Annotated in this window: 14 protein-coding genes; 10 read left to right on the top strand and 4 right to left on the bottom strand. The window is 42.0% G+C overall.

Annotation, left to right across the window (positions count from 1 at the left end; all coding sequences use genetic code 11):
* Positions 1-28: 28 nt before the first annotated feature.
* From ATH1_RS0103415 to ATH1_RS0103400, 4 genes are all read right to left on the bottom strand, one after another.
* Positions 29-871: a carbon-nitrogen hydrolase gene (locus ATH1_RS0103415; RefSeq protein WP_010417547.1), complete on the bottom strand. Its 843-nt coding sequence runs from the start codon at positions 869-871 to the stop codon at positions 29-31.
* A 98-nt stretch (positions 872-969) separates the two neighbouring features.
* Positions 970-2,016 (bottom strand): agmatine deiminase family protein, encoded by a 1,047-nt coding sequence (locus ATH1_RS0103410; RefSeq protein ID WP_010417545.1) that lies wholly within the window; start codon positions 2,014-2,016, stop codon positions 970-972.
* Between the two features lie 101 nt (positions 2,017-2,117).
* Positions 2,118-2,948 carry a mechanosensitive ion channel family protein gene (locus tag ATH1_RS0103405; protein WP_010417542.1) on the bottom strand — a complete coding sequence of 277 codons (831 nt, stop codon included), beginning with the start codon at positions 2,946-2,948 and terminating at the stop codon, positions 2,118-2,120.
* A 326-nt stretch (positions 2,949-3,274) separates the two neighbouring features.
* The gene (locus ATH1_RS0103400; protein ID WP_029163940.1) at positions 3,275-4,300 is read right to left on the bottom strand and encodes a TIGR00341 family protein; all 1,026 of its coding nucleotides are present in this window, start codon (positions 4,298-4,300) and stop codon (positions 3,275-3,277) included.
* A gap of 577 nt (positions 4,301-4,877) precedes the next feature.
* Here ATH1_RS0103400 and ATH1_RS18880 point away from each other — a divergent pair.
* The 10 genes from ATH1_RS18880 to ATH1_RS22720 all read left to right on the top strand — a co-directional run bounded on the left by ATH1_RS18880 (position 4,878) and on the right by ATH1_RS22720 (position 17,660).
* Positions 4,878-7,481, top strand: coding sequence for a SusC/RagA family TonB-linked outer membrane protein (locus ATH1_RS18880; RefSeq protein WP_245531698.1), 2,604 nt, complete (start codon positions 4,878-4,880; stop codon positions 7,479-7,481).
* Positions 7,482-7,521: 40 nt separating this feature from the next.
* Complete coding sequence (locus ATH1_RS22115; RefSeq protein ID WP_245531697.1) at positions 7,522-8,010, top strand: hypothetical protein; 489 nt, start codon at positions 7,522-7,524, stop codon at positions 8,008-8,010.
* Between the two features lie 19 nt (positions 8,011-8,029).
* On the top strand, positions 8,030-9,565 hold the full coding sequence (locus ATH1_RS0103390; RefSeq protein WP_010417534.1) for a RagB/SusD family nutrient uptake outer membrane protein: 1,536 nt from the start codon (positions 8,030-8,032) through the stop codon (positions 9,563-9,565).
* Between the two features lie 50 nt (positions 9,566-9,615).
* Positions 9,616-11,337 (top strand): hypothetical protein, encoded by a 1,722-nt coding sequence (locus tag ATH1_RS0103385; RefSeq protein WP_010417531.1) that lies wholly within the window; start codon positions 9,616-9,618, stop codon positions 11,335-11,337.
* 11 nt (positions 11,338-11,348) lie between these two features.
* On the top strand, positions 11,349-13,091 hold the full coding sequence (locus tag ATH1_RS18875; RefSeq protein WP_245531696.1) for a glycoside hydrolase family 3 N-terminal domain-containing protein: 1,743 nt from the start codon (positions 11,349-11,351) through the stop codon (positions 13,089-13,091).
* Positions 13,092-13,110: 19 nt separating this feature from the next.
* Positions 13,111-13,668, top strand: coding sequence for a fibronectin type III-like domain-contianing protein (locus ATH1_RS22110; protein WP_245531695.1), 558 nt, complete (start codon positions 13,111-13,113; stop codon positions 13,666-13,668).
* Positions 13,669-13,704: 36 nt separating this feature from the next.
* A complete protein-coding gene (locus ATH1_RS0103375) occupies positions 13,705-14,511 on the top strand; it encodes a glycoside hydrolase family 16 protein (RefSeq protein WP_010417528.1) in 807 nt (268 codons plus the stop codon).
* A 113-nt stretch (positions 14,512-14,624) separates the two neighbouring features.
* Positions 14,625-14,768: a hypothetical protein gene (locus ATH1_RS21375; RefSeq protein WP_156062745.1), complete on the top strand. Its 144-nt coding sequence runs from the start codon at positions 14,625-14,627 to the stop codon at positions 14,766-14,768.
* 22 nt (positions 14,769-14,790) lie between these two features.
* Complete coding sequence (locus ATH1_RS18870) at positions 14,791-17,343, top strand: carbohydrate-binding protein (protein ID WP_162096774.1); 2,553 nt, start codon at positions 14,791-14,793, stop codon at positions 17,341-17,343.
* Between the two features lie 110 nt (positions 17,344-17,453).
* Positions 17,454-17,660, top strand: a complete 207-nt coding sequence (locus ATH1_RS22720; protein ID WP_010417522.1) for a T9SS type A sorting domain-containing protein — start codon at positions 17,454-17,456, stop codon at positions 17,658-17,660.
* Positions 17,661-17,997 lie beyond the last annotated feature (337 nt).

Here is a 17,997-nt window from a genome sequence, read left to right as displayed (position 1 = left end):
ATGGCAAACAAAAGTTGTCCTCCATATTTTATGACAAATGGTCGCGGAAAAACGGCCATATTCTTCTTACTTCTTCCGAACGTTTTAAATCGATGTCAATAATGAGATTACTTTCGGCATCTGTCGGAGCTTCAATCAGAATTTCTCCCTGTGGCCCCGCAGCAAAACTGTTGCCCCAGAACTGTATTCCTCCGGTTACATTGGACGGATCGGGTTCGTATCCCACACGGTTTACCGAAACAACGGATAGTCCGTTGGCAACTGCATGTCCGCGTTGAGAAATTGTCCAAGCCTCTTTTTGTCGTCTTTTTTCTTCATTGCTGTCGGACGATTCCCAACCGATAGCAGTGGGATAGATGAGTAATTCAGCACCTTTCAGGGCCATCAGTCTGGCTGCCTCGGGATACCACTGGTCCCAGCAGACCAGCACGCCCAGTCGCCCGACACTGGTATTCACCGGCTCAAACCCTGTGTCGCCGGGCGTAAAATAAAACTTTTCGTAATAGGCCGGGTCATCAGGAATGTGCATTTTCCTGTATTTGCCGGCTATGCTCCCATTTTTTTCCAGTACAACGGCGGTGTTATGATAAATGCCGGGCGCCCGTTTTTCGAAAAGAGAGGTGACAATGACTATATTCAATTCATCGGCCAGCTGCCCGAATCGGTCGGTTGAAGGCCCGGGAATAGGTTCAGCCAAATCAAATAAACCGGTCTCTTCAGTCTGACAAAAATAGAGACTGTTGTGTAACTCCTGTAACACAACCAACTGAGCACCCTTTTTGGCAAGCTGCCGGATGCTCTTTTCCAGACGTTCTATGTTGTCCTGAATATTGGCTGTATTGCTTTGTTGTATGATTCCTGTTCTAAGCATGAATGGTATTTTTATTCTATTCAACGAATGACCTGACAATCTGTCGATTTACTAATTTACTAAACTGTTTGACAACCTGTCAATTAACGAATCAACCTTCAGACCTGCTTTCTTAAACTCCCCTGTGGCAATTGCATGGTCACGCAGTGCAACGATCCGTTCTGTTTTATTAACGGACGGCAATCAATTCCGATTACTTCACGATTTGGGAAAATTTTTTCAAATATTTTTTTGGCCTCTATGTCTTTAGGGCTGTTGTAAAATGGGACCAGGACAGCATGGTTAATGATGAGGAAATTTGCATAGGTAGCCGGCAGACACTGGTTGTTGTGATAAACCGGGTCGGCCATTGGCAGCGGGATAAGGTTGTAAGATTTTCCTTCGGTGGTTTTGAATTTTCGGAGTTGATTTTCCATTTTGTTCAGTGCTTCGAAATGTTCATCCTCCGGGTTGTCCGTTTTAATATAAACAATTGTTCCGGGATCACAAAACCGGGCAAGGGTATCTATGTGGCTGTCGGTATCGTCGCCTGCCAGATACCCGTTCTCAAGCCATAAAATGTTATTTGCGCCAAGGAATTGTTTGAGCCTGTCTTCAATTTCATTTTTTGAGTATCTGCCGTTGCGGTTGGGTGACAAAAGGCACCGGCTGGTTGTAAGTACCGTTCCTTTCCCGTCTGATTCTATGCTGCCGCCTTCCAGCACGAAATTCAACCGGTTTTCTCTGACAACATCTTGCGAAAAGATGCGATTTTCAAAAAGACGCTGTGTGATGAGATTGTCCTTATCGGCTGCGAATTTAAGTCCCCATCCGTTGAATTTAAAATCAACGGCGATGTATTTTCTGTTTTCTTTAACCAAAAGAGGACCGAAATCCCTTGCCCAGGTATCATTTACCGGAACTTTGACAATTTGCAACCGCTCCGGGAATCTGAACCGGGATGATGGATTTTGGTCGTTATCATCAACTAATAATACAACATCTTCAAACCGGGTTATTGTATCAATGATTTTCCGGAAGCAATCGCGGGTTTCCTGCAGCATCGGTTCCCAGTCGGTTTCCTCATGCGGCCAGGCCAGTAATACGGCATCCTGAGATTCCCATTCAGCGGGTAAAATTCTGTTTTTCCGGTTTTGTCTGTCCATAAAAAAATCCGGTTTTATGTATCCTGGCTTCAAAAATGGCAAAAATTTATGATATCAGAATTTGAAATTAATTCGTGTCTGCCTGTCAAACAATTGTAGGCTTACTGCCTGGTCTGATAAAGATGCACATCCTGTTGGGGGAATGGAATTGAAATGCCTTGTTTGTCAAATTCTTTTTTCACAGTTTCCTGCATATCGAAAAATATTCCCCAGTAATCGGTGGCATTAGCCCATACCCTTACGACAAGGTCAACCGAACTGTTGCCAAGATTGATTACGCCGATAAATGGTTCTGGTTCTTTAAGTATCCGTTCATCCCGGTTAATAATCCCCATTATTACCTCTTTAGCTTTGTCGATATCATCGCCGTAACCGATACTGAAAGTAAAGTCAACCCGTCGCCGGGGTTCGGTGGAATAATTGGTAAGAGAACCGGTCGAGAGTGCTCCGTTGGGCAAGATAATGGTCTTTTTGTCAGGCGAATTTAAAATGGTGTGAAAAATCTGAATTTCTTTGACAGTTCCCGACTCTCCCTGTGCGGTGATGTAATCACCCACTTTAAAGGGTTTGAAAATAAGAATCATAACGCCACCCGCAAAGTTTTGAAGTGAACCGCTCAGAGCCATACCAATGGCCAGGCCGGCAGCACCTAAAACGGCGATAAACGAAGTCATCCGGATGCCCAGCATGGATATAACGCTGATGAACAGCATTATTTTAAGTGCGATCCTACTAACACTTAATAGGAATGATTGAAGGCCGGGTTCAACGTCTCTGGCAATAAACATTTTTTTCATTCCTTTCATTAGCAGACTTATTATCCACAGTCCGATAATAAGTGTTATGATGGCAAACAAAAGTTGTCCTCCATATTTTATGACAAATGTCATAATCAGTTCAGGATTACTGAACCAGTTCTTAACATTTTCCATTTCTTTGAGTTTTTATTTTTAATAGTGAGTCTGGTCTAAAAAGCATCTTTGTTGCTGAATTTATTGTTGTTTTTAAATTATTAAATCCTCATTAACAACATTTTAAACTCGTTACAAGCATTTAAAATGTCTTGATTTTGACAAAATATGCTATTCATAAAGCACTCAATATTGAGGCCGGTCTAAAAAGCATCTTTGTTGCCAAACTCGTTGTTGTTTTAAATTTTGCATCCTCATTAACAGCAAGTTAACTCCGGTACAAAAATTTAAAACGCCTTGATTTTGACAAAAATATGCTTTTTATACCGCACTCAATAGTAAATCATTTACAAAAAGTCGAAATTTATGTGGCTGTAATACAAAAAGAAGGTAAGAAGCAGCAATAAAACAGCCCATATTGTTATAGCAATTTTTGAAGTGTTTCTGGCTTTTCCCTCTTCATGCCAGTTTGCCGGCTTAATGCCTTGTACAACAAATGTTATTACACCTGCCAGATTGATACAAATAATATTGATAAGAAGAAGCAGGAGAGCGCCTGTAGCATTTCCCCAGAGGCCGGCTCCGATAAGCAATCCAAATACAACAAGGGGAGGCAATATGGCTACTGCGACCATTACACCTACCAAGGCAGTAGCAACGCCTGTCGTAAATGCCAGTGCTCCTGCAACGCCCGAAGCCAGAGAAAGGCCTATATCTCCAAGATTGGGTTGGGTTCTGGAGGCAATCTGCTGAATGCCAGGATCTATTTTAATGATCATGCCCAAAAAAACAGAAAATATCAAAGAGATAACAATGCCGGTTGCCGTAACACGCAATGCGTTTTTTGCCAACCGAAAATCGGCCAGGGTGGTGGCAAGCGATAATGCTACATTGGGTCCCAGGAATGGTGCAATTACCATGGAGCCAATTATGATGGCTTCGCTATTACGAAGTATTCCGGTTGCAGCAACAATGGTTGACGCGAGCATCAAAACAACAAATACCCAGGTAAGTCTGGTGGAATCTACCAGATCGTGATACAGCTCTTCTCTGCTGATCCGTCCCTGTTTTGTCTTTTCTGCCTTCGTGGAGGTTGAGCCGCGGCCTTCTGCCGGCTCCGGTTCTTTTGGTCGGGGAATGGTTGCTTCTACCGGATAAAGAACAATCCTGAATGTTCCGGTATCCGAGAAATGTCGTTCAAGTTTGGTAATCAGTTTTTCGCTCTCTTCAACCGGTAATAACAAAGATAACTTATATCGTTTTTCATCTATTATCTGGTACCAGCTTTCAATCAGTGATTCTCCCCTGATTAAACCATATAGTTCCTGCTTTCTTTGGTTCGGAACAACGACCTCCATTAATCTTAAAGCCATATTCTTTTTTGGGCTGAAAATAGCAATTCTGTCTGTCAAATCAAATGCAATATTTCGTTAAACCTCGATGCATACTTATTTCTTTTGTAAGGCTACAGATGCAATGGCTTGTCTGTCGTTTGATATGCAGGTAATTGATAATTCAACAATGATCCAAATCAAATCTGTGTTATCTGTGTCCTCTGTGATGAATTCTTAACCTCAACCTCAACCTCAACCTCAACCTTAACCTTAACCTTAACCTCAACCTTAACCTCAACCTTAACTTGCTTTGAGCATTAATCTCTTCCTGTTATTGTGCATTTATAATTGGTAATTTCCTTCGAAATGTTAACAAACATTATTCATCTAATTATTATTGATAAAAGAAATGTGAGTTTTATTCACAAAATAAGTGAATACTAAGTGTAAAATATAAAAAGTTGATATACAATTAAAAGAAATAAAATAGGTGAGTTTTTTATGAGTTAAAAAATGTATAACGATGAGTTTTTTATGAGGTAAAAATTTATGAGTAGTTAACATTCGGGTATAAGTTTGCAACATGTTTTACTAAAATTTCCAAATCAGTTTTGTTATGAGAAAAACATTAGGAATTTTGTTTTTATTGATGTGGACAACAGTATTGTTCGCACAGGAGATTACCGTTACAGGAAAGGTAACCTCCGCATCAGACGGCTCCCCCATTCCGGGAGTGAGCGTCGTAGAGAAAGGTACAACCAACGGTACGATTACCAATGTAGACGGGAACTATTCGTTGACGCTTCAGGAAGGAGCAACGATGGTTTTCTCTTTTATAGGTATGAGGACCGTTGAAGTTGTCGCAGACCAATCGACCATCAATGTACGGATGGAAGAAGAAGTAACCGGTCTGGATGAAGTTGTGGTAGTAGGTTACGGTGTTCAGAAGAAGAGTGTTGTAACCGCTGCTATTAGTAGTGTTTCTTCTGAAGACCTTGAGAAGACAACTCCATCGCGGATTGAAGATGTCCTGAAAGGAAAAGTTTCGGGAGTTCAGATCACTCAGAGTTCGGGACAACCCGGTTCTGATTCTAAAGTGCGCATCAGAGGTGTTGGCACAATTAATAACAGCGAACCTCTTTATATTGTTGACGGGATGGCCGTTGATGGTGGTATCGATTTTCTGAATCCGACCGATATTGAATCGGTAGAAGTCCTGAAAGATGCTGCTTCAGCTGCAGTATACGGAACACGTGCAGCTAATGGTGTTATCCTGATTACTACAAAGTCGGGGAAAAGCGGAGACGCCCGTATTAATTATGACTTTTCTTATGGCTGGCAGAATCCATGGAAAAAGCGTTCTGTCCTGAATGCCCGTGAATATATGGTGATAATGAATGAGTCATTGCTGAATGATGGCAATGCACCTCGTTATACACAGGAGGAAATAGCCAATGTCGGAGAAGGAACCGACTGGCAGGATGAAACCTTCAATTACGATGCACCTGTTCAGAATCATCAAATTAGTGTGAGTGGTGGTAACGACAGGGCAACTTATTTTGTTTCTTTCGGGTATTTTAATCAGGAAGGTATTGTTGGGGGTAACTACGATCGCTCTAATTATAAGCGTTATAGTATACGGACCAATAACACGTATAATGTTTTTGAAGCCGATCGCTGGTTCCTGAACAATCTGAAAGTGGGTGTAAATGCCGGTTACTCAAGGATAAAGTCATCGGGTATCGAGACCAACTCGGAATATGGTTCTGTGTTGGGAAGTGCATTGGCATTTAACCCGACAATTCCTGTTTATTCAACGAATCCGGAACAGGTATTGGCAGACCATCCTACTGCCGTCACAGATGATCAGGGAAGGGTATATTCCATCCCTCCTTCAGGATTTCAAGAGATTGCCAACCCGGTGGCCATGCTTGACGCGCCTACGGGAAGCCAGGGCAATTCCGACAAGTTTGTTTCATCTTTTTGGGGCGAACTCGACGTTGTTGAAGGCCTGAAGTTTAAATCAAGTTATGGCGTTGATCTTGCTTTCTGGGGCAATGACGGGTACACTTTTGAACATTTTCTGGCTACCCAGGGAAAAGACTTTACCCGAAGTCATGTATATTCCAATATGCACCGTGGCTTCAAATGGCAGTTAGAAAATACACTTACCTATTCGAAAAGCTTTAACGGAATTCATAACCTTACCGTATTGCTTGGCCAGTCGGCACAAGAATATAAACTCAGGGAATTGTATGGTGACGATTATGACCTGTTGGAGAACAACCCTGATAAGGCAGTTATCGATTACGCCATAGCCGATCGCGATGATGAGCGTGTAGCAGGTGGAACTGGCGGTTTCTCTTCTGAAACACTGGCATCCTATTTTGGTCGTGTCGATTATAACTTCAATGAGAAATATATGTTCCAGGCAACGGTTCGTCGTGATGGTTCCTCTCATTTTGGTTCTGACAATAAGTGGGCTGTTTTTCCTTCATTTTCTGTTGGCTGGAATGTTACCAACGAGTCGTTCTTGGATGGCCGTCCCGGTTGGTTTACCTACCTGAAATTACGTGCTAGCTGGGGTAAAAACGGGAATGAGAGGATTGGTAACTTTGCCTATACCTCTTTGATGAACGGAAACCAAAACTACTATTTCGGTTCAGGTGATTATTCAGCCATGCAATATGGTGCCAGCCCTGCCCGTATTGCCAATCCGGATCTTAAGTGGGAAGAGTCCGAACAAATTGACATTGGATTTGATTCACGTTTTTTCGATAGTGCTCTGATTTTTGGGTTCGATTATTTCAAAAAGACCACCGACGGAATGTTGATGGATCAGCCTATTCCTGCTTATGTGGGGAAAGGTGCACCCATTGCCAATGCCGGAGAAATGGAAAACAGTGGTCTCGAATTTGAGTTGACATACAACGGACGTGTTGGTGATTTTAAATATACTGTCAGCGGAAACGCCTCATATCTGCAAAACGAACTCATTGATATGGGTAATGAGTCGGGTGAGCAAATCTACCAGAGTGCTGGTGCTACCGGAGTTGGAGACTTTGTAAAAGGTAAAAACGGTGAAGTTTTCCCATACTTTTATGGATACAAAGTGGGAGGCATTCTTCAGAATGAAGCTGAGGCTGCAGAATATAATGAGACTTACGGGCAAAATGCAAAACCAGGAGACGTCAGATTCCTTGACATAAATAAACGATGATCAGATTAATGATGCAGACCGCACCAAGATTGGAAAGGGAATGCCCGACTGGACCTTTGGTCTTAATATAAATGCAGAGTGGAGAAACTTTGATCTCTCTATGTTCTTCCAGGGCAGCTATGGCAACGATATTTTCGATTATTCGCAACGTGGTGATATTCCTGCCATGAACCGTCCGTCATGGGTGCTTGAACGCTGGGTTGGTGAAGGAACTTCCAATTGGATTCCACGTGTAACCCGTGAGAATCCGAACAGCAACTGGCGGTCTTCCGAACTTTACATCAAAGACGGCTCTTTTGTTCGGCTGAAAAATATTCAACTTGGATATTCTTTACCTCAGAATATTTTGAGAGGTGCTTCCATACAGCGTTTGAGATTGTATGTTTCTGCTGAGAATCTTTTTACTCTGACAGACTACGATGGATTCGATCCTGAAATTGCATCAGGCGATTATACCACTATTGGTGTCGACCGCGGTATCTATCCGCAGGCACGAACCATCTCGGTAGGAGCAAATATTACATTCTAACATTTAAAAGAATATAGTTATGATAAAATATATCAAAACAGTAGCTTTTGCCGCACTGATAGGACTTACATCATGTGGCGAAGATTTTCTGACTGCATATCCTACTGCGTCGCAAGAGGCAGGCGGAGAGGCCACCAAAGGTGCTATCGAGGCTAACGTGGCATCGGCCTACCAGATTCTTCTTTTCGATAGTTATGCCGATTATCAGTATAACAGTATTGTATTGATGTCTGATTTACGTTCCGACGACATATTTAAAGGAGGAGGTGACGCCGGTGACCAGGCTCAGTTATATCGACTTTCTCAGCTGGATGCTTCTCCCAGGGAACTACCCGGCGGATTATGGAACATTTATTACAGTGGTTTGAGCCGGGCCAATAATGCCATTATAGCTTGTGAAAATGCTGTAGATGTGAATGAAGAAGATTTGAACCGTTTGAGTGCCGAGGCACATTTTCTTCGTGCATACTACGTTCACTGGCTTTGGAAATTCTGGGGTAATATTCCCTATTTTGAGGAAGACCTGGAAGACCCATATATGGCTCCTCAATATACAGCAGATCAAATTTATACTGAGCTGATTGAAGACCTAGATTATGCCATTGAAGGTGAAAAATTACCAATGAGCGTAGATGCTGCCGAAGAAGGGCGGGCTACCCGGGCTGCAGCAATGATGCTAAAAGCACGTGTTGTGATGTATCAACAGGATCAGGAACGCTACGATGAAGTTCTGGCCGATATGGCAAAAATCATTAATAGCGGAGCTTATGATCTGATGGATAATTATGCCTCTCTCTGGCCGCGAGAAGGTGAGTTTTGCGACGAGTCAATCTTCGAAGTTAATCATTTACCCGAAGGCAAAGACTGGGGTGCTGCCTGGCAGGGGTACGGAACAAACCTTCCGGCCTTTATCTCGCCTAATGAGTTGAATGGCGTAGACCTTTTGAGTGGACTGGATATTTACAAAGGCGGATGGGGATTTGGACCGGTTCGTCCTGAAATTCCAGGCATTTTCGAAACCGGTGATGAGCGGCTGGCTGCATCGGTGAACCAATTCGAAGAGGGAACTTACACCAAGCGTTTTCAGGATACAGGATTGTTTATGGCCAAATATGCTGCCCGTGAAGGGTACAACGAAGCACCTTATACTGTTGATCTCAACTACGAAAATAATCTTCGGATTTTCCGTTACGCTGAGACATTGCTGAATGCCGCCGAATTGATGGCTATGCATGGTGTAACTCCGGTTGAGGGTATTACGGCACAATGGTGTCTGGATGAAGTCAGAAAGCGGTCATTGAATGATAATTTTGTTTCTATACCTGCAAACGAGGAGAATATAAAACTTGAACGTCGTCGTGAATTTATCGGCGAAGGAATGCGTTTCTGGGACCTTGTCCGTTGGGGCGATGCTGAAATATTAACTGAAGATATTCCGGAATTTTCGACTCAAAGAAGCTGGGAACCGTATAAAAAATATCTGCCCATTCCGCAATCTGAAATAGACCGGACCGAGGGTGATTTTAAACTGCAGCAAAATCCCGGATATAATTAAACGAATGATGTTTCTGGTTTAAGTTTTATTATTTCTAAAAGACAATCAAAATGAAAAATATATTGAAAACAGGCTTTATGATAACCTTGGCATCGTTGCTGTTTTTTGCCTGTGACCCACAGGAAGACGATGCCCTTGATATTGGTAAAGCACCTGACGAAAGCCAGGTGGATTTTACCATAACGCAGGATTCTCAGGATGAGTTTAAATACATCTTCGAAAATACATCTTCAGTAACGGGAGTTGCATCCTGGAATATTGCAGGTACCAGAAAAGTCGGAAATAAAGTAACACAGAGATTTCCGCTTCCGGGTGACCATCAAATTACACTGAACCTTGCAACCCAGGGAGGCTCTACGACGGTTACCAAAGTTCTGACTACTGAAGAAACCGACTATGCATTCCTCGCTAGTGAGGAATTGACACTTCTTTCGGGAGGTGCTGATGCACTTGAAGGTAAAACATGGGTTCTTGACAGCCTTGCTGCAGGACACCTTGGTGTTGGCCCTGCCGGTTCTGAAGGATTGGAATGGTGGGCAGCCGTACCGCTTGCAAAGCAGGGAACAGGAGTTCTGTATGATGATCGCATGACTTTTAAACTGATTGGTTTTGAGTTTATTTACGAGAACCATGGCGAGAGTTATGTGAAGGATTTCAGGAGCGACAACCCGGCATATACCAATCCTGAGCAAAGAGATGCGGATTACAAAGTTGATTTTGATCCTCAACCGGCTTCATGGAATCTGGAAGAGATTGACGGAACCTGGTACTTGACTTTAGTTCCAACCGATGGTCCTATATTTCCTATTTTTGACGTAGGAGCTGTCGGCAATAAATATCAAGTTCTCACACTTCAGGAAAACAAGCTTGAACTGGTGGCCGAAGGTGAAGATGGGAATGCCTGGCATTACAAATTCATTCCCGAAGGTTACGTGAAGCCCCAGGTAGAATATGAGGTAGAAGTCACTGAAACCGGTAATACCAATGAATATTCTGTTGGAATTACCAATGTCACTATCCCCGATGGGATCAGTATCAATAAAGTTATTGTTGATTTCGGGAACGGGACTGTACTTGAAACAACAGACTATACAGAAGCCCTCACGGAAACTTACATGCGTGCTGCGCCTTACACTGTTAACATCACTGTTGTAGCATCGAACGAAACGTTGACATCACCAACCACTATTAATGTGGAGCAAAATCATCCCGATTATGAGCCGTTCCTGCTCGATGCAATGATTGTTTACAACGATTTCAGTGAAATTATGACGTTCCCGGTTGAAGGTCAGGACTGCGGTGTTACTATTGAGAGCAACCCCGACAGGGTTTATCCCAACAAATCGTCGATGGTTGCCAAATATTCAAAAACCGATCAGCAATGGGCCAATGCCTATATGCAATTACCTGCCGGTTACCGCTTCGATTTGCGTCAGCGAAGTACCTTTAAGGTAATGGTTTATGGTGAAGCCGGTCAGGAAATTCTTTTGAAGCTGGAGAATACTGACCTCGGTGGAAATGCATGGACGACTGGTGTTGAACTGAGATATACCATCCAGGAAAGTAATATCTGGGAAGTTGTTGAATATGACTTTGCCGGTGCTGGTGCTGCTGATGGAACGCCTGATGTTACAAATTCACCTTACAACAACGGGTATTATAATGTGATACGGATAATGTGTAATCCTGGTGTAGGAGAGGGGACTCATGAGTTCTATTTCGACGAGCTTTCGGGTCCGCATATTGAAGGAATTAAATCTGCACAACTATAAAACCTGTGAATATGGGAGCGTGGGGGGATACTCCCACCTCCCTTTTTAATTTTCTGATTTTAAGGGATATGGATATAAAGAAATGGATATTTTTGGCGTTTTTGTTAACGCCTGTTTTATTTGGGTGCAAAAGTAAGGCTGTTCAAAATCAACCTTCCGGAGACATTGACCAGAAAGTACAAGCGCTTTTGTCTGAAATGACTTTGGAAGAAAAAATAGGACAAATGTCTCAGGTAGATCCCGGAGTTTTCGGGGGCATTGGGAGTGTGAAGGAAGCTGTTCGCAACGGTCAGATCGGTTCTGTTTTGAACCTGGTAGGCGCCAGAGAAGTGAATGAGATACAACGGGTGGCCGTGGAGGAAAGCCGTTTGGGAATCCCGCTTATTATCGGGCGCGATGTTATTCACGGTTTCCGAACCATATTTCCTATACCGTTGGGTATGGCCGCTTCATGGGATGAAGAACTGGTTCGTGAATCTGCTTCCATAGCTGCAAAAGAAGCCGTATCAATGGGCGTTAACTGGACTTTTTCACCTATGATAGATGTTAGTCGCGACCCGCGATGGGGACGTATTGCGGAGAGTGGAGGAGAGGATCCTTTGCTCAATGCCATGATGGCCCGTGCCATGGTAAACGGCTATCAGGGTGATGATCTTTCCGATCCGATGACCATTGCGGCATGTGCCAAACACTATATCGGATATGGTGCAGCCGAGGGAGGCAGGGATTACAATACTACGCTGATACCTGATATTTATCTTTATAATGTTTATCTGCCTCCGTTTCGTGCGGCTGTCAGGGCCGGCGTTGCTACCGTAATGAGTTCTTTTAATGAGATTAACGGAATTCCCGGAACGGGGAATAAACGAAACATACGCGAAATTTTAAAACAAGACATAGGTTTTGACGGGTTTGTCGTTAGCGATTGGGCTTCTGTTGAGGAGATGATTTCTCACGGCTTTGCAAAAGACGGGAAACATGCAGCCGAATTGGCGATCAAAGCCGGTGTTGATATGGAGATGGCTAGCCGGCATTATGCCAATTATGCGAAAGAATTACTGGATGAAGGAAAAATAAAAATGGAATGGATTGATGATGCGGTTGCCCGTATCCTGCGTGTGAAATTCCGTCTTGGTTTGTTCGATCATCCTTATGTGGATGAATCATTGGCAGATTCTTTACTGCTTCATCCCCGGCATCTCGAAGTGGCCCGGAAATTGGCCGAGGAGAGCGTGGTACTACTGAAAAATGATAAGCAATTACTTCCGTTGAAGAAAGGAACAAAAGTAGCTCTGATTGGACCAATGGCTGACCAACCTTACGAACAGCTTGGAACGTGGGATTTTGACAGTAATGAGAAAGATTCAAAATCTGTTCTGGAGGCATTTGTGGAATACAACGGTTCATCAAATACCTTTTTTGCTGAAGGTTTGGAATATACCCGTGATAAATCTACCGATGGTTTTGATGAGGTAGAGCGTGCGATTGCTAAATCGGATGTTGTCGTGGCAGTTGTGGGTGAGGAGTCTATTCTTTCGGGCGAAGCCAGATGTCTGGCAGAACTTGAGATGGTAGGTGCGCAAAAGGAATTGCTTGAGCTGGCGGCATCAAAAGGGAAACCCGTGGTAATGGTTGTTATGTCTGGTCGTCCTGCCGGTTTATACAAAACACAACATCTGGCCGATGCCATCATGTATGCCTGGCATCCGGGGACGATGGCCGGCCCGGCATTAACCAATCTTATTTTTTGGTGAAAGTGTTCCATCTGGTAAATTGCCTGTTACTTTCCCCAAAGGTGAAGGACAAATCCCCATCTATTATGCACACAAAATGACCGGTCGTCCGGCCGATTCTTCAGCCTGGACATATATCGACGATATCAAAGTGAAAGCAGAGCAGCTCTCTCTGGGGAATACCTCACATACTCTGGATTATGGTTTTACCCCTTTGTATCCTTTTGGCTATGGTTTGTCATACACAACATTTGAATATACCGATATATCGCTTTCATCAGAAAAAATTCAGGAAGGTGACGCATTGGAAGTTTCTGCTGTTGTCACCAATACAGGAGATGTAGCCGCTACTGAAATTGTTCAGTTATATACCCGCGATCTGGTTGGTTCTTATACCCGTCCTGTCAGAGAACTGAAGGACTTTAAGCGAGTAACCATCCAGCCGGGAGAAAGTAAGAAGGTGAGTTTTACTTTAACGACCGAACAACTTGGGTTTTATCATCCTGACGGCGAATTTGTTGTAGAGCCCGGCGAATTTAATGTATGGATTGCTCCCAATGCTGCAGATGGACTAATAGCAGGGTTTGTTCTGGAGTAGTTTTGAGTAGTAGGTATAATTTTAATTATTTTCGATATGAAGTTCTTGAAAAATCCGCTCCCGGTTTTTTTATTTTCAATGAGTTTATTGAATTTTGGATGTGCGGTGACTGAAAACAATGGTCATGAACTGGTTTGGAGTGATGAATTCGATTACGAAGGTTTGCCCGATGGTACCAAATGGAATTACGATACAATTGGAAATTCCTATGGCTGGGGTAATAATGAACTTCAATACTATATCGTTGAAAGGGAAGAGAATGCATGGGTCGATGGTGAATACCTGACAATTACTGCAATTCGGGAGCCATGGAACGATTTTAATTTTACTTCGGCACGACTTACTACCAAGGAAAAAGGTGACTGGTTGTACGGAAGAATGGAAATAAGGGCTAAATTACCCGGTGGAAGAGGCATCTGGCCTGCAATCTGGATGCTTCCAACCGATTGGGAATATGGCGGGTGGCCCGAAAGCGGAGAAATAGATATTATGGAGCATGTAGGTTATGAGCCTGATTCTGTATATACAACCGTGCATACCGGGGCTTTTAACCATAGGCAGGGAACCCAGGTTGGCGATGCCACTTATGTACCTGATTGCGAGGATGAATTTCACGTTTACGCCATTGAATGGAACAAGGAAAAGATCGATTTTTTTATTGATAAAAAAAAGGTCTTTACTTTCAATAATTCAAAGAAGGGGCCCCGCGAATGGCCTTTTGATAAAAGATTCCATTTGATATTAAATGTTGCCGTGGGAGGCAATTGGGGCGGTTTGCACGGTGTTGATGATTCCATTTTTCCGGCGGAGATGAAAATCGATTATGTGCGGATTTATCAATGATATATAGTGTCTTAAAGCTGCTTAAACGCTTTTGGTTGGGGGATGGAGATGCAATGATTTTTGTTAACTCTATCCCCTTTTGTATTTTACACTGAAGATGAAAACTTACCTTTATGATAAACAGGATTATTTTGATTTTTATTTTTTTATTGTTCTATCTCTCCGCTACGGCTCAGGGATTTTTGCACGTAGAAGGAAAATATATCTATAATGGAGAAGGAGAGGAGGTGATTAGTACGGGGCTTAGGTACCGGTAACTGGATGTTGCAGGAAGGCTATATGATGCAGACAGCCGACCTGGGTGGTACTCAGCATGCATTTAGAAATCGCCTGATTGAAACTATAGGAGAAGCAAAAACCGATAGTTTTTACAATGCCTGGTTACAATATCATTTTACCAAGACTGATGTTGATTCTATGAGATCATGGGGATTTAATGCTGTTAGAGTTGCTATGCATTATAAATGGTTTACTCCTCCGATAGAGGAAGAACCTGTTGAAGGAGAAATAACATGGATACGGAAAGGGTTTGATATTTTGGATTCTTTATTAGGCTGGTGCGAAGATAATCAAATGTATCTTATCCTGGATTTACATGGTGCCCCTGGCGGACAGGGAAAAGATTCCAATATTTCTGATTATGATCCATCTAAACCATCCTTGTGGGAAAGTGAATTGAATAAGGCCAAAACGGTAGCTCTTTGGCGAAAACTGGCTGAGCGATATGCAAATGAAAGGTGGATTGGAGGATATGATTTGATAAACGAAACCAATTGGACATTCCCTGAAGGAAATAATTCTCAACTTCGTGATTTATATGAAAGAATTACTGATACAATCAGGGCTGTCGATTCTAATCATATTCTTTTTATAGAAGGTAATGCCTTTGCCAATGATTTTTCCGGACTAACTCCGCCATGGGATGACAATATGGTTTACAGTTTCCACAAATACTGGAACTATAACACACCGAATGCTCTGGATTGGGTTTTATCGATGCGTGATACTTACAATATTCCTGTCTGGCTTGGGGAGACAGGTGAAAACTCTAATACCTGGTTTACAAATCTTGTTGCTTTGTGTGAACAACACCATGTCGGATGGTCGTTCTGGCCTGTAAAAAAGCCCGGTATCAACAATCCACTCAGAGTCATCGTTAATGATAGTTATTCCCGGTTACTTGATTTTTGGAGAGGAGAAGGACCTGAGTTAACTGAAGATGAAGCTTTTCAGGCAGTACTTCAATTTGCCGAAAACCATAAAATTGAAAATTGTATCTTTCAAAAAGATGTTGTTGATGCAATGATCAGACAACCGCATACAACCGCTACTTTACCCTTTAAAGAACACAAAATTGGGGAAAGAATCTATTTTGCCGATTATGACTTAGGACGAGTGAAATATGCTTATTATGATAATGATACAGCCAACTATCATTTGAATCAGGATGGTGAATATACCAACTGGAATCAGGGATGGTCTTACCGGAACGACGGGGTCGATATAGAAGCTTGTTCTGATGAAACCGGTCATACAAATGGGTATAATGTTGGTTGGACTGAAGATGGTGAATGGATGCAATATACTGTTACTTCGGATTCTGCAGTTGCCGGGCAGTTTAATATCAGATATGCTTCCAATCAGTCAGGCGCGAAGGTGCATCTGGAAATAGATGGTATTCCTGTCACTAAAAATATTTCTTTTCCATCTACAGGAGGATGGCAAAATTGGGAAACGATTCATATTAACGATGTTATTATTCCACAAGGCACGATCAACTTTAAATTTGTCATTAATTCGGGAGGTGTAAATTTGAACTATTTTAGTTTTATGAATCCGCAGATGATTGATAATGCTGAATGTAAGGCCTTAATGGCATTTGTAGATTTTCCCGGAGATATTGTAACCCTTGTTGTTAATAAAGAAATTACTACAGCGTTAGACGAATACACTATTTCAGATTTTAATATTGAATCAGGTAATGGTAAAGTTTATACAATCAACAATATTGTTACCGATCCTTCAAATGGCAGAATCCTGAAATTGTCAATAGATAATTTTATTGGTTATGAGGAGGATGTATTGATTTCATATAATGGAACATCTGTTATGGCTGGCCAAGATATTCTGAAGCCATTTTCTCGGATGGTGTCTGTTAATTATCTTCCACAAATTTTTAATATTCCGGGAAAAATTGAAGCAGAGGATTTTTTAATAAATAACGGATTTCAGCTGGAAAATTGTCAGGATACCGGTGGCGGGCAAAATACAGGGTATGCTAATCCGGGCGATTTTGTAGAGTTTGCCATCAATGTTGAAAAAGAAAATGATTTTAAGGTAGAGTACAGAGTTGCTACACCCCGGTCAGATGCAAAACTTGTGTTTCAAGTTGCAAAAGAGGATGGTTTTGTGAATTTAGATACAATAACTTTTGATGCTACAGGGGGATGGCAAAACTGGGAAACTCAATCAGGAAAGGTGACTTTGCCCGCGGGACGCTATAAAATCCGGCTTAAAACTTTGCACTCTGAATATAATTTGAATTGGTTTCGATTATCAGTTGTTTCTTCAGTTTTAGACATTGGGTATGAAACTGAAATTTCGATTTATCCAAATCCGGCAAAAAATTTCCTGAAACTTCATTTGCCTTTCACACAAGGTGAGGATGTCGTTTTACAAGCCTATAATAATAATGGTCAGTTGGTAAAAAAGTGGGATGAAAAATGCATTCATCAGCTATTGATTGATATTTCTGATCTGAAATCCGGGTTTTATTTGTTATTGGCTTTAGCTGACAATAAATATGGAATAGGGAAATTTTTCGTAAATTAAAAGTCAATTCAACTTTTAATTTTCAGAATAAAATACTAAAACCTAAATTCCCGATCAAAATCGGGTAGTGGAAGTGTTCCGGAAGGCTCTCCGCTTGCTGGCCCAATCCTGTGAAGGAATATATCTTTTTCGAACAAAACAATGAATGGTTTGACCGGTGGCAAATATACAATCTGAGCGGGAAAATTGTTTCCGGGGGAACATTAAATAATTTTCAGGAAAAAATCCGCCTTCCCGGATTAAGTAGCGGATTGTACTTTTTGAAACTTTCTAATAATCAAGGTAATGTGCATATCGGAAAATTTTTTGTGAAGTAAGCGTGATTTAAACCTTTGTGTCCTAAGGTTGTTATAAATATTGTATTAATTTTGTCCTTTCATCCGTATAGAATTTATTTATTAAGGTCGGATGGAACTCGCATGCAGGAACTTATACATACTCTTATCGTAGCAAACTTTGCCATACTCGTTTCATTTTGTGAAAAGTATAGTTTAGGTCCTCTTTTTTCATAGCCATAGAGATTAAATATGAGGACATAAAATCCCCTGCAATCAGAAATTGCAGGGGATTGTTTTTTAAAGTAGATGCCCACTTCTCTTTTTTATGCGTTGCTTTAGTGGATAAAGCGCTTTTTCTGAACGGGCTTCTTTGATA

The sequence above is a fragment of the Anaerophaga thermohalophila DSM 12881 genome (assembly GCF_000191885.1).
Taxonomy (GTDB): Bacteria; Bacteroidota; Bacteroidia; order Bacteroidales; family Marinilabiliaceae; genus Anaerophaga; species Anaerophaga thermohalophila.
The sequence above is the reverse complement of the archived record's forward strand: the minus strand, read 5'-3'. Positions and strand labels throughout refer to the sequence as shown.